The sequence below is a fragment of the Methanocorpusculum sp. GPch4 genome, assembly GCF_012062385.1.
GTDB lineage: Archaea > Halobacteriota > Methanomicrobia > Methanomicrobiales > Methanocorpusculaceae > Methanocorpusculum > Methanocorpusculum parvum.
Map to the genome: position 1 here is coordinate 16,575 of NZ_SIJA01000063.1, position 13,313 is coordinate 29,887.

A 13,313-nucleotide genomic window follows, 5' to 3' on the forward strand; every position below is an offset into this window, starting at 1 on the left:
GTGCGTGTCCTTTTCATGGGAACGCCGGAGTATGCCCTTTCCTCTCTTCGTGCGGTTTCTGCAGAGCACGAGATCGTGGGGATCCTGACCCGGGCCGATAAACCAAACCGGCGGGGAAACAAGGTCGAGTTTTCGCCGGTGAAGGTGTTCGCTCTCGAACACGGGATCCCGGTTTTTCAGCCGGAGGATATGAAGGATCCGGCTCTGTTCGAACAGCTGAAGGCTCTTTCCCCGGATATTTCGGTCGTTGTGGCATTCGGGATGATGATCCCGGATGCGATCATCGATCTCCCGAAATACAACACGATCAATCTGCACGGCTCGCTTCTGCCGAAGTACCGGGGAGCAGCTCCGATGCAGTATTCTGTGCTGAACGGGGATTGTGAGACCGGGGTCTCGATCATGTACGTGGCTTCGCGTCTGGATGCCGGTGATGTGATCCTTTCCAAATCGGTTCCCCTGGGGGAAAACGAAACCTACGGCGAGGTACATGACCTTCTGGCCGATCTCGGGGCACAGGCGCTGACCGAGGCGCTGACCCTGATCGTGTCGGGAGAGGTCACCCGGACTCCCCAGGATGAAGCGAAGGTGACGTTTGCCCCCTCCATCTCGAAAGAGGAGTGTGTGATCGACTGGACCCTTCCGGCGGCCACGGTGCATAACAGGATCCGCGGGCTTTCCCCGATCCCGGGAGCAAACACCAGGCTTCCGGACGGAAAACTCCTGAAGATCTACCGCTCAGAAAAGGTCTCCGGAGAGTATGCCGGAGAGCCGGGAGAGATCGTCGGTCTGATAAAAAAGAAGGGACCTGTCGTGATGACGGGAGACGGCGCTGTGTGCATTCTTTCTGCAAAACCGGAAGGAAAACGCGAGATGCCGGGCTTTGAGATCGTGAACGGTCATTATCTGAACGTCGGCGACCGGCTCTGATCCTGCTCTTTTTTTGGAGATTAAACAAGGCGTTACGCGGGGCGATCTCAAATGAAAAAACAACTGAAGTCGTTTGGGACGTACTTCGATTTCGTGTATGGTCAGGGGTGGATGCATGAGATAAAACCAACCGCGAATCTCCGCGAATTAACGCGAATCGCATTTTCCTTACGTTCGGGTGCTCTGCTTCGGCTGATCGCCTCCGCAGGAATCGCACCCTCTCTTGAAAAATGCTGAGGAAAAACCCGCGTGCGGGTTTTTCTGTTGATTCATTCTTTTTCGATTACATCAAATGAGAAGGTTACGGAGAGAAAAACCGGCACGCCGGTTTTTCCAATAGAATTTTTCCAGACGGTGTGCGATTCGCGCAGATTCGCGATTGCGTGCAAGCCGAAGGCTTGCGTGCCGCCTCAAGCGGGCTTTGCCCGCTTGGGCTTATTCGCGGTGGAATTCTCATACATATAGACCAGGCCTTACCCTTCCCGAATTGGATTGTGATTAACACCGCGTAAGTCCTATTAAAAAAGAGAAGGGGGTGCTCAGTCGGTCGACATCGCTTCGACCGGGTTGAGGTTCGCTGCTTTCCATGCAGGATAGAGACCTGAAATCAGGCAGACGATCAGCCCGATAAGAATACCGATCGGCACATACACAAGAACGGCCGGACTCAGCATCGCTTCGACCGATCCGATCATCCCAAGCAGCATCACCGGCGCTGCGATCAGCGCGAGCAGCGTTCCGGCAACGGCGCCGATCAGTCCGATCAGTCCTGCTTCGTACAGGAACATCTGCAGGATCTGACTCCGGTAGGTCCCGATACTCCGGAGAATACCGACTTCCCTCGTCCGCTCCTTCACGCTCATCAGCATCACATTTGTGATGGCCACTGCTGCCACCAGAAGCGAGATACCGCTGATGATCGTCGTAAAGATGCTGGACATGGACATGATCTCATCGAAGACCTCCATGATCTCATAGGAGTTCAGGATATAGACCGTATCATCCGAGTCTTTATCCTCCTTGCCGTTCATCTTCTTCTCGATCGCGTCATCGATCGGGGTCAGCTCTGTCGGGTCATAGGCCTTGACGATGACCTTGTCATACAGCCCGTGATTATCGCCGACAAGTCCGGTGTACCACTCGATCGAGCCGACGACCGCGCTGCTTGTGGAGAATCCAAGGGTCATCATCCCGGTATCCTCTAAGATCCCGACGACCCTGGACGTGACCTCCTGGCCGCCCGAGTTCAGCATGATCATCCGGCTTCCGATCCGGAGATCATTGTCCTCGGCAAAGGTCTCGCCCACGACCACATTGGTCGAACCGCGCGGAAGGGTTCCCTGGATAAGGGTGGCGATCTTCTCGAGATCATTTGCATCCATACCGGATACCGAGGCCATCGCCGTTTCTTTCCCGATATAGACGTACTTCGTCGACGAGTACATCGGAATGAACTCATACTCTTTGGTTACGGATTTTACCGCCGACTCGATGTCTCTGAGATCTTTAGCGGAGAAACCTGTCGTCGTCGTTCCGTCGATCACCTTTTCACCGACCGGCGAGATCGTCAAGGTATCTGCCGTATCGGAGATCATCGAGTTCATCTCCTCGGTAAAACCGGCGCTGATCATTCCCATCCCGCAGATGGCAAACACGCCGATCACGATACCGATCATCGAAAGGATCGTCCGAAACTTATTCAGTTTCAGATTCCTGACCGCCAGTGAAAGGATCATCGGCGAGTAGATCTTCTGCCAGATCGATTTATTCTCTTCACTCATTGACGATCTCACCATCCTTAATGATCACTATGCGCTCGGCATATTCAGCCGTTTTCGGATCATGGGTGACCATGACGACCGTTCTTCCCTGGGCATGCAGATCTGTGAGGATCTCCATGATCTGCGTACTCATCTTCGAATCGAGATTTCCGGTCGGTTCATCGCACAGAAGAAACGTCGGATCGTTTGCAAGAGCGCGGGCAATGGATACTCTCTGCTGCTGACCGCCGGAAAGTTCATACGGCGTATGCTGCATCTGGCCTTCGGTCAGTCCGACCATCGTAAGAAGATCTCTGGTCCGCGTCGTCGTGTCCTTGTGTCCGTATTTTAAGATCAGCGGATACTCCACGTTTTCATATGCGGTCAAGAGGCTGATCAGGTTGAACTTCTGAAAGATGAATCCGATCGTCTCTCTCCGGTGCAGGGTCAGCTCATCGTCCGTCATCTCAGACGTCGACTTTCCGTTGATCTTTATCTCCCCGGATGTAGGCACATCCAGGCATCCGATCATGTTCATCAGTGTGGATTTGCCTGAACCTGACGGTCCCATGATGGCCACAAATTCCCCTTTCTGAATGGAGAAGTCTACGTGGTTTAATGCATGGACGTCGCCTGCCGGCATCGGATATATTTTGGAGACGTCATGCAGTTCGACCACCGGGATCGGATTCATGGCTTACTTCCGCGCAAATATTTTCCCTTTCTTCCAGGCGGCAAATCCGCCGGCAAGAATGACCAGGATCACAATAACGATCAGAACGGCCGCGACCGGGTTCGATCCGCCGCTGGTTTGTGCTTCCGTGACTGCTGAAGTGGTCGGCACTTCCTGCTTTTGCGTGTAGGTGTTTCCGTTGACGTCTTTATAGGTAAAGACCAGGGTCACTTTGCCGTCGGCCGGGTTGCTGAAGGTCACTTCGAACTCGGAAAGTCCGTCTTCGTCCAGTGATCCGACGACATAGGAGGGGTAAAGACCGGTTTTCGTGACGCCTTCGGTGGTGACGACCAACGCCTTTGCGGTCGTAAGGCCTGCATTGTTCACATCGCCGATGACCGTGTAGGAGCTGCCGGTGTTTTTCACTTCGATGTTGTTGACGATGAGTTCGGCACCGGTTTTGGAGACGCCGGACTCAAGAGGGATGGTGATGCTCTCGGTATGCCAGGCAGGCCCGTTTCTATATCTGACATCAAAAGTGACCTCTTTTGTTTCTTCAGCGGTCGAGACGCTCAGGGTCCCGTTTGCCGCTTTGTTCGCGTCGATCGTTCCAAGGAAGAGGGAGGTCTGTTTGGAGGTGACACCGGTTCCGGAAGCGCTGATCTCAACTGCCTCGATCGCGTTCATTCTGAGATTTCCGATCGTGAGAGCGACAGTTTGCGTAGTGTCAGGCTCGAAGACATCCGGGCGTCCCGTGACCGAGATCACGATGCTCTTATCATCAACGATGACTGCGAAGGGGTATTTCAGATAATTGCCGCTGTTTCCGTCAAAATCGACGTACAGGACCGGATAGAAGGTCCCGGTTTTTCCCGTCGAGATGACCGGCAGGGATAACGTGAACGTATCTCCCGCGCCGACTCCCCCGATCGGGTTCTGATACGGGGTCACGGTCGATTTGATTCCGTCAGAGTCTTTGATAAAGATCTGATTGACCGGAACGAACGTGCTGCCGGTATTTCTAAGCGTTACGGTAATGATTCCCGAGTCGCCGGGCATCAGGGACTGCGGATACATGGAGAAATCGGTAATGACAAAGGTTGACTGGTTTGCAGCCGATACTGCCCCTGTGCCGGAGAGGATCAAAGCGCAGACGATGCATGCTGCGATAAGTATACGTCGAAGATTATTTCTGTTCATGAAAGACCTTTAGCTATTTTTGTTCTTAATAAATTGTGGGCGGGGGGATAAATAGTTTCCATGTCTTTTTCTCATCTGTCAGTGGATAGGGATTTTTCAGAATAATACTTCGTTATTTCCAAAAAAATCCTCTTTCGCGCTTTAGCGGGTTTTGAAATGCCGTCCGGCGTTCATGCCGGAAAGCTAATATATCCATGTGAGACTAATGAACATCATGTCAGAATGACTGGCGCGAAATTTGTGTGGTGATATTTATGAGTGAAACGGTACAAAAAACGATCCGGTACAGAGTTGGAATAATCGGCGGAACCGGTAATATCGGTGAGGGTCTTGCCCGCCGTATATGTATCGGCGGGAAGTATGATGTCTCACTTGGATCACGCGACCCGGCAAAAGCCGAAACCGCGGCTGACGGAGTGACCTGCTGTCTTGCCGAGCGCAAATGCGAGATCGGGGCGACATGCAGCGGCGGATCGAATGCGAGCGTCTGTGATGCCGACATTATTATCTTGTCAGTGCCGTTCGACAAGGTCGAGTCGACGATCGAGACGATCGGAAAGTCCGCGTTCGAAAACAAGATCGTGGTCTCGCTGATCAATCCGATGCTCCGCTTCCCAAAAGAGAAGTACTTCCTGCCTGACCGTCCGGCGGAAGGCTCGGCAGCTCTCGCGATCAAAAAGATGCTTCCTGCATCTGCAAAACTCACGACAGCCTTCAACAACGTTGCCTCCGGCAAATGGATGGAGCTTGATGAGGAGCTTGACTACTCGGTCTGTGTCTGCGGAGATGACGAGGAGGCAAAACGGATCGTGATGGATCTTGTCGCGAGCGTTTCAAAACTCGTCCCCCTGGATGCCGGTCCGCTTGCCTGTGCGGCGACGATCGAAAGCATCACGCCTCTTGTCATTACCCTTGCCATGAGAAACGGGCTCAAAGACGTCGGCGTATACTTTAAGTAACGATGATTTCCCCGCCGGAGAACCGGGCCGATACCGCCCGGCCATCCGGCAGAACCGATCCGAACATGACGCAAAATCTGCAAAACGATATCCTTACACCGGATTCCGGCCCGAGAGACCGGAGGTTTTTGAAAACGGAACGGGCCATCCGCTGCGCTTTCATCGATCTCGTCGCGGAGAAAGGATTCGATGAACTGTCGGTGAAGGATATCGTCGATGCCGCTGATATCGGCCGGGGGACCTTTTATCTGCATTACAAAGACAAGTATGATCTTCTGGAGTCATTTGAGACCCAGATCGGCAACGATCTCCGGGAGATCATCAGAGGAGAGGTGTTTCCCCTGACGGAGGGCCGGACGCTGACCAAAACCGTTGTGGCGCTGTTTGCCTATTTTGAAGAAAACATCCGGGTTATGCGGGCGCTTTTCGGCGAGAAGGGATCCTGCTCGTTTCAGACACGGCTCAAAGAACGTCTCTGGCATGATGTTTTTGCGGAAAAACTGGTTACCGTGGCATTGCAGGACAGTTTTGCCGTCCCGCTCGAGTATCTTCTTGCCTACGTCAACGCATCGCATTTCAATGTGTTTCTGACCTGGATCCAGAAAACGGATCATGAACGCGAGTCTCCCGAAGAGATCGCCAGGATCATTTTAAAAATAAGTCTCCTTTCGCCTTACCGGATCAGATGATATACGGGTGAAAGGCCGGTCTTTTCAAAAGCGCGGACGACCTCCGTCTCCGGCGAATCTTTTCGGTAGAAAAGGTGCGAGTCGCAAAAACAGTCGGAGCAGCCGAACTTTTCCACTCTGTCCCCTCCGATATTCTGTGCAAGCACGCACTCCAGCCGCTCTGGTGTTTTTGCACAGAAGACGCCCTTAAGCGTGATTTCACCGGCTGCCATCAGGTAGTCGATGTGCCATTTTGGTTTTCTGTACTGTTCATGAAAGAATCTGATGTGCCGGCTGACCCTTGAGAGTCCTCCCGAACCAAGAGCCGAGCCTGCATACAGATACCAGCCTTTTTTGAACGCTGTCGGCCCGAGTGCGCCGATCGTTATCGTGCACTGCTCAGCGCAGGAAAGGATCAGACAGTAAATGCCTTTATCCATATCGTTCCAGAAACTGTTTCGACAAAAGGACATGGCGTTTTGCGTCAGTTACGACCGGCATGTCATGTCCGGGCCAAAGCGAGTTGACCGGAAGTTCCGCGAGTTTGGAGATCGAACCGACCAGATCCCCCCGGCTGCCGGTCGGCAGATCGAACCGACCAAACGACCCTTCCGGAAAGATCGTGTCCCCGGCGATGAGCGCTCCGTCTGATTCCCGAAACAGGCTGATGCTTCCGCGGGTATGTCCCGGCGTGTGGTACACCCTGAACCCGCCGACCGTATCGCCGTCTTTTAAGATCTTTGCCGGATACGCCGTCGGTCTTTGACCAAACTGATGCGAGAGGCTGATCCGCGGATCGGATAAAAACGGCAGATCATACTCCCCGATCATGACCTCTGCACTGCAGAGTTCTGCAAGCTCCAAAAGATTTGCCGTGTGATCAAAGTGTCCGTGTGTCAAAACGATCGTATCGATCTGCTCTCTGTAAGGATATACGGCGTCCGCCGATACGGCCGCGTCAACTAATATATTGCCGGCAACATAAGAGTTCGCCCGCCACCCGGTGCCCGAAAGCCAGATTATTGACTCGTTCATACTTCTGATATCTTCTGCTTCCCTGGTTTAACTTTCTTTGTATAACCTATAATGCGAAAGGAAACCAAATAGGTACGTACCTATGCACTCTATAATCCAGAGCTGCCTTCACGGAGATTTATCCGGAGTTGTCGAGGCTGCAAAATCCGAGGGAATGACGCCGGAGGCCCTTTCCAGAAATATCATCGCCGGCCGGACCATTCTTCTGCAAAACGAGACGCGTGAATACAAACCCTGTGCGATCGGCGAAGGAACCTCTGTCAAAATAAATGTGAATATCGGAACTTCCGGCGTCACCTGCGACCCGGCAAAGGAGATGAAAAAAGCTCAGGCTGCAATCGATAACGGCGCCGATGCGATAATGGATCTTTCCACAGGCGGCGATCTTGCGGCGATGAGAAAAGAGATCCTCAAACTCAGCATCCCGGTCGGGACCGTGCCGATTTATGAAGCGGTCCGCCGGGCGGGCAACGTCGTTGACCTGACGTCCGACATCCTGTTTTCCGTGATCCTTGATCAGGCAAAACAGGGCGTGGATTTCATGACGCTTCACTGCGGTGTGAATCTGGAGGTTCTCGACGCCCTGACCCTTGATCCGCGGGTGATGGGAGTCGTTTCCCGGGGAGGATCGTTCCATACGGCGATGATGATTTCAAGCGGCGAGGAGAATCCGCTCTATAAAGAGTATGATTATCTTCTCGAGATCCTGGACGAATACGAAATTTCCCTGTCGCTTGGCGACGGGATGCGTCCCGGAGCTTACGTCGATTCAACGAAACTTGCCAAATCCCAGGAGTATCTGACGCTGGGAAAACTTGCCAGACGCGCCAAAGACAAAGGGATCCAGCGGATGATCGAAGGGCCGGGGCACATGGACTACAACGAGATCTCCTACAATGTAAAAATGATCAAGGAAATCACGGACTTCGCGCCGCTGTATCTTTTAGGTCCGCTGGTCACGGACATTGCTCCGGGGTATGACCATATCACGGGGGCGATCGGCGGGGCAGCTGCAGCCTGTGCCGGAGCGGATTTCCTGTGTATGGTCTCGCCTTCAGAGCATCTCGCTCTTCCCGATGTAAATGACATCATCGAGGGTACCCGGGTCTGCAAAGTCGCAGCCCATGTCGGAGACCTTTCCCGCCGAAGGGAGGCCGAGCTTGCCCGCCAGGCAAAAATGGCCGAGGCACGCAAAAATCTCGACTGGCAGGCGCAGTATGATCTTTCGCTGTTTGGCGAACATGCAAAAAAGATCCATGACCGGGACGGGGCATGTGAGACCTGTTCGATGTGCGGGGACCTTTGCGCGATAAAGATCGTGGAAAAAGCTCTCGAGAAAAAGATCTAAATTAGTTCCCCGGAGGAAACGACACCGGAGATGCTCCCGCACTCTTCATAAAGCGGGGCATTTCTCCACCGGAGCGTCTTCTCGGTCCCGTCTTTACATAAGACAGCTCCCACATACGCATAATCATCGTCACGGACCTTTCCAGCAATGATCTTCTGGAATCCGTCCATCCGCTGTTTTCTGACCTGTTCAGGGACCGCAGTCATAAACCAGTTCCTGCCCATCAGCTCCGCTTCGGTATAGCCGAGGATCTTCGTGCCGTATCTGTTCAGCATCTCGACATTCCCGTCCCGGTTCACCATCACCAGCACAACGCCGGCAACATCAAGATAGCTTCTCGTCCGGTCGCGTTCCCGCTGAAGTTTCTCCTGCACCAGACACCGTGAGGCGACCGTGCTTATCTGAAACGCCGTCGATACAAGCAGGGTCCTTCTGACCGTATCCGGGGAGAGGGGCGTTTTTGACCCCAGGATCACGCAGGCGACTGCCCTTCCGTCGAATATCACCGGCATCAGAACCAGTGATTTCGCCTGATCCATCGGAGATGCTGCTGATTCCGGCAGAAGCTTCATCCGGTGTTTATCGAATATCACCGGCTCACCTTTCCTGATGATCCGGTGAATGATCGAATCAGTATGGATCGCCGGAGCAAATCTTCCGTCTTTTGCCCGGAACAGGGTGTAATCATCAAAAATACTGCGCTGGTAGATCGCCACCGATTCGTATCCGGATATCTTCGGGAGCATCTCAAGAAGGGGATCCCACATCTCCTGGGTCGTCGAAACGCCTTCGAGAATAAATGCGAGTTCCCGGCTCATCATCTGCCGCTGCCGGTCAGCGTCCTCTTCGGTGATGTCGTTGACGATCGTCAGCAGATACCGGCGGTCGACTGAGAGCTTCATCGGAATGACCCGCGCGGAGATGTATCTGGTCTCTCCGTTGACGACGATCCGGTCCTCGGATACCCGGACTTCATCGCCGGTCAAAGCAACCGTGTCGTGTGCTTCGGTCAGCCGGACGGATCCGATCTTCGCCAGGACCTCCTTTGAAGTCATACGGGAAAGCTCAGCGCGTGATTTCTGCAGAAACAGCTCAGCGGATTTGTTCACATAATAGTATTTCCGGGACTCCATCCCGATCACCGTGATGATCGCCGGAATATTGTTCATCACCGAGTCAAGGAATCTCTTCCACCGTTTTGCCCCGAGCTCCGCATCCCTCCGGTCGGTAACGTCCCGCAGAGCGCCGTTGTAGCCGAGAAAAATGGATCCTTCCTGTTCAAGAAGGACCGGGGATCCGGAAAATTCGCAGTAGATCTTTCTGCCGTCTTTGCAGATGAAGGGGAACTCCGGGAGGGTGAACCCGTTTTCCCGGGAGACCGCTGATGCAAGTTCCCAGTCGAAACGGGCCGCCGCTCCTTTGGGCATGAACGCCGAGAGTTTGCGCCCGTTCAGCTCCTCCGGCAGATAACCTGTCACGCTGGTTATCTGGGGGCTGATGTACTGGATGCAGAATGTTTCATCGACGGACCAGATGACATCATGGATCGTTTCGACGAGACGGCGAAACATCGCCTCGCTTTGTTCAAGCGCGGCTTCCGAGTTGACTTTTTCGGTGATATCGTCCCAGACAACGGTAACGCCGGGGCGTCCGTCGGAGAGGACCATGGGATAGATCCGCTGATCCAGATAACTTTCGGTACCGTTTTTCAGCAGACGAAGTTCGCTTCTGACCATTTCTCCCTGAAGGGCCGCTCTGATCTGGTCGGTCAGGACATCACTGCAGAATGTTTTGCAGGCGCTTTCATACACATATTTTCCGATGATCTGGTCGGATTCTGCGCCAACAAAGGAGAGTAATGATTCGTTTGCCTGAATGACCCTGAGATCCGCATCGATCAGCAGCACCATCTCAGAGGAGAGGTTGAGCATCGCGGATACGGGGACCCGTTTTGATAAGAAAAAAACCTTGGCTTTGCCAAAGGTGCGCATCTCGACCCGGCCGGACACCAGCAGATTATCCATGTATCGCGCTATGGTGTTTCGGTTCAGATGCGTGGCGTCGGCGATCTCCGTGACTGACATCCCCCGGGGATTCTCCCGTAAAAGCGTGAGTATTTCAGAGAATTCGCCAGTCTGCTCTGCCATTACACTTTATTTGGTTCGGGAAATAATAATGCTTTGCACTATGCAGTGCATCTATGCCCATCATCAATGCCGTGCATTGGTAGATATATTTAAATATAAGAATGACAAATAGTATTGTAGCAGCTTGTGAGAAGAGCACAAGCGGCAAACAGACCCGTGAACAAAATCAGTTCTGTAAAATGGGAAACAAGGACACACCACACACATACCTGCCTTTTCCACAGAATATACACCTCACAAAACACCACAAAAACACCACACCACTACAGTTTTCGGGTCTGTTCCATAAAATACTCAGGTTAATGACACGTACCACTCTCTCTTAAAACCTCTCCAATTTTTTTAGGTTTTTCCCTTCTTTGCCGGAAGGGGAAATCTATTCAGATCACTGACCTGTTCTTTGCGCTTGTTTTCCGCAGAGCGGGCGGTTTTGTTTTCGTCAAAACAGCGGACAGGAATTAAAATAAAAAAGCAGGATGGTCAGACAGATTCACGGACAGGAGTATGAATCCACCATGCCGATCTCGCGGTCATCCTCTTCCTCTCCGGGTATCGCCACCGGATACCGGCCGGTAAGACATCCCAGGCAGAGGTTTTCCCGGGGGATCCCGATCGCCTGAATAAGCCCGTCCAGCGAAATATGGGCCAGACTGGTCGCATCGATCTCCGTCTCCACTTCCGGAACGGATTTTTTCGAGGCGATCAGTTCATTTCTTGTCGGAAAATCGGTTCCGAGATAACAGGGCGCAATGATCGGCGGCGAAGCGATCCTGAGATGCAGTTCCTTTGCGCCGAACTCGCGCACAAGAGACAGGATCTTTTTCGAAGTCGTCCCCCGGACGATACTGTCATCAACCAGGACCACAGACTTGTCTTTGATATGGCCGCGAACAGGATTCAGCTTCATCCGAACGGCGATCTCGCGTTTTTCCTGGGTCGGCATAATGAATGTCCGGCCCGTATACCGGTTTTTGATCAATGCTTCCCGGAACGGAATGCCTGATTCACGGGAAAAGCCGGTAGCCGCCGCGGTCCCGGAATCCGGGATCGGCGAGATCAGATCCGCTTTTGCCGGAGCTTCCTGTGCGAGAAGCGCGCCGGTCTTTCTGCGGACTTCATACACCGACACGCCGTCGATGATCGAATCCGCCCGCGCGAAATACACATACTCAAACATACAGTGGGCACAGGACTTTGCTTTCATCATACTGCGGGAAAATACTTCTCCTCCCTGCAGTCTGACACTCTCTCCGGGAGCGATATCCCGGACGAACTCTGCCCCGAGCGTATCCAGCGCCACGCTTTCCGAAGCGAGGATGTGTCCACCGGCCTCCGTCTTCCCAAGACACAGCGGTTTGATCCCGAGCGGATCCCGGAATGCATACAGCGTTCCATCCAGCATAAAAATCACCGCATACGACCCGCTGATCTTGCGCATACAGTAACTGATCGCTTCGTCGGGCGTGTGATCATGGATGATCTCGTTTGCAAGGATCGCCGCGATCACCTCCGTATCCGATGTCGTGGAAAAGATATGCCCGTGTCCTTCGTATTCGTATCTGAGTTCATCCGTATTGATCAGATTCCCGTTGTGCACGAGTGAAAGGGAATGCCCCCGGAACATAAAATGGAAGGGCTGGATGTTCTCCGGTTTCGACCCTCCGGTCGTCGGATATCTCACATGCCCGATGCCGGTCGTTCCGGTCAGACGTTCGAGCACAGGTCCGCTAAATACTTCGGCCACCAGTCCGTAGCCTTTGTATTTATGTACGGTCTCACCATCATACGTGAAGATGCCTGCACTCTCCTGACCCCGGTGCTGGAGTGCATATAATGCCAAGTATAATGATCCCGATACCTCAGCCGTATCGGTAATGCCTGCGATGCCGCACATGTTGTGTAAATATTGGCTGTATTCAGATATAGGTTTAACAGACGAAGACCGCGGTCGCGACAACGGTCGTCCAGCTGCCGTTTGTATCCGTCTCGGCTGCAATACTGATGTTGCTGGTTTTCACGATATCCCCGCCCTCTTTTTCAAGAATTGTTGCAAGCATCGTTCTTGCCAGCTCTTCGGCATATTCTCCGCACGCCTCTTCCGAGACCCCGAAACAGTGATGCTCCGAAAGATACCCGTGCTGCCTGTCATGGATCTTTGGAACGGCAAGTCCGATAGCTGCCGCTATCGTCTGATCCGGCTCGTTCGATGCGTTTTTCGCCATCACGCAGTACACGATCTCCCCGGGTCTCAGACAGGCGAGCCCCTCCTCGCGCGAGACGATATCCGCGTCCGGCGGCATGATCGAAGAAACGTACACCAGATTGAATGGGGCGATCCCTGCGTTTCTGAGGGCCATCTCGAACGAAACGAGCTGATCTTTGTGAACACCCCGGCCTTTCGTAAAGAATACTTTTGCAGGAACTACCATCGTAGTTAATTGGTCTCATTAACTAGCTCTTAAGGGTTGTGTTAGAGGACCAAGACCTGAAGCGAGTGGATTAAAATACGGTGATATCCTATTAATTGTTACGTACAAAAACCCGGCCGGGGTATGAACTGCCCCAAACCGGCTTTTTGAACAGAACACCAGTA

Annotated in this window: 13 protein-coding genes; 5 read left to right on the forward strand and 8 right to left on the reverse strand. The window is 53.1% G+C overall.

Features of this window, described 5'->3' with window-relative positions; translation table 11 throughout:
- Both fmt and EYA77_RS04970 read left to right on the forward strand, forming a co-directional pair.
- A complete protein-coding gene (fmt, locus tag EYA77_RS04965) occupies positions 1-930 on the forward strand; it encodes a methionyl-tRNA formyltransferase (RefSeq protein ID WP_042697952.1) in 930 nt (309 codons plus the stop codon).
- Between the two features lie 51 nt (positions 931-981).
- Complete coding sequence (locus tag EYA77_RS04970; RefSeq protein WP_042697950.1) at positions 982-1,167, forward strand: hypothetical protein; 186 nt, start codon at positions 982-984, stop codon at positions 1,165-1,167.
- A gap of 302 nt (positions 1,168-1,469) precedes the next feature.
- Here the strand turns inward: EYA77_RS04970 and EYA77_RS04975 are convergent, their stop codons facing one another.
- The 3 genes from EYA77_RS04975 to EYA77_RS04985 are packed head-to-tail and all read right to left on the reverse strand — an operon-like array spanning position 1,470 to position 4,563.
- The gene (locus EYA77_RS04975) at positions 1,470-2,711 is read right to left on the reverse strand and encodes an ABC transporter permease (RefSeq protein ID WP_042697947.1); all 1,242 of its coding nucleotides are present in this window, start codon (positions 2,709-2,711) and stop codon (positions 1,470-1,472) included.
- The gene (locus tag EYA77_RS04980; RefSeq protein WP_042697944.1) at positions 2,704-3,384 is read right to left on the reverse strand and encodes an ABC transporter ATP-binding protein; all 681 of its coding nucleotides are present in this window, start codon (positions 3,382-3,384) and stop codon (positions 2,704-2,706) included. The genes EYA77_RS04975 and EYA77_RS04980 overlap by 8 nt, the downstream gene beginning before the upstream one ends.
- Before the next feature lie 3 nt (positions 3,385-3,387).
- Positions 3,388-4,563, reverse strand: coding sequence for a hypothetical protein (locus tag EYA77_RS04985; protein ID WP_167816076.1), 1,176 nt, complete (start codon positions 4,561-4,563; stop codon positions 3,388-3,390).
- 254 nt (positions 4,564-4,817) lie between these two features.
- Between EYA77_RS04985 and npdG the strand changes: the two genes are divergently transcribed.
- Positions 4,818-5,522 carry an NADPH-dependent F420 reductase gene (gene npdG, locus EYA77_RS04990; protein ID WP_042697939.1) on the forward strand — a complete coding sequence of 235 codons (705 nt, stop codon included), beginning with the start codon at positions 4,818-4,820 and terminating at the stop codon, positions 5,520-5,522.
- 2 nt (positions 5,523-5,524) lie between these two features.
- Positions 5,525-6,211, forward strand: coding sequence for a TetR/AcrR family transcriptional regulator (locus EYA77_RS04995; RefSeq protein ID WP_052319938.1), 687 nt, complete (start codon positions 5,525-5,527; stop codon positions 6,209-6,211).
- Here the strand turns inward: EYA77_RS04995 and EYA77_RS05000 are convergent.
- Both EYA77_RS05000 and EYA77_RS05005 read right to left on the reverse strand, forming a co-directional pair.
- Positions 6,196-6,630 (reverse strand): DUF123 domain-containing protein, encoded by a 435-nt coding sequence (locus EYA77_RS05000; protein ID WP_042697936.1) that lies wholly within the window; start codon positions 6,628-6,630, stop codon positions 6,196-6,198. The two genes, EYA77_RS04995 and EYA77_RS05000, sit on opposite strands and share 16 nt — an antisense overlap.
- Positions 6,623-7,225 (reverse strand): MBL fold metallo-hydrolase, encoded by a 603-nt coding sequence (locus EYA77_RS05005; RefSeq protein ID WP_042697934.1) that lies wholly within the window; start codon positions 7,223-7,225, stop codon positions 6,623-6,625. The genes EYA77_RS05000 and EYA77_RS05005 overlap by 8 nt, the downstream gene beginning before the upstream one ends.
- 82 nt (positions 7,226-7,307) lie before the next feature.
- Between EYA77_RS05005 and thiC the strand changes: the two genes are divergently transcribed.
- Positions 7,308-8,573 (forward strand): phosphomethylpyrimidine synthase ThiC, encoded by a 1,266-nt coding sequence (thiC, locus tag EYA77_RS05010; RefSeq protein WP_167816077.1) that lies wholly within the window; start codon positions 7,308-7,310, stop codon positions 8,571-8,573.
- Here the strand turns inward: thiC and EYA77_RS05015 are convergent.
- The 3 genes from EYA77_RS05015 to EYA77_RS05025 all read right to left on the reverse strand — a co-directional run bounded on the left by EYA77_RS05015 (position 8,570) and on the right by EYA77_RS05025 (position 13,149).
- Positions 8,570-10,720, reverse strand: coding sequence for a PAS domain S-box protein (locus EYA77_RS05015; protein ID WP_167816078.1), 2,151 nt, complete (start codon positions 10,718-10,720; stop codon positions 8,570-8,572). The two genes, thiC and EYA77_RS05015, sit on opposite strands and share 4 nt — an antisense overlap.
- Positions 10,721-11,210: 490 nt before the next feature.
- Complete coding sequence (gene purF / locus EYA77_RS05020) at positions 11,211-12,614, reverse strand: amidophosphoribosyltransferase (protein ID WP_167816079.1); 1,404 nt, start codon at positions 12,612-12,614, stop codon at positions 11,211-11,213.
- A 34-nt stretch (positions 12,615-12,648) separates the two neighbouring features.
- The gene (locus EYA77_RS05025; protein WP_042697925.1) at positions 12,649-13,149 is read right to left on the reverse strand and encodes a pyruvoyl-dependent arginine decarboxylase; all 501 of its coding nucleotides are present in this window, start codon (positions 13,147-13,149) and stop codon (positions 12,649-12,651) included.
- Positions 13,150-13,313 lie beyond the last annotated feature (164 nt).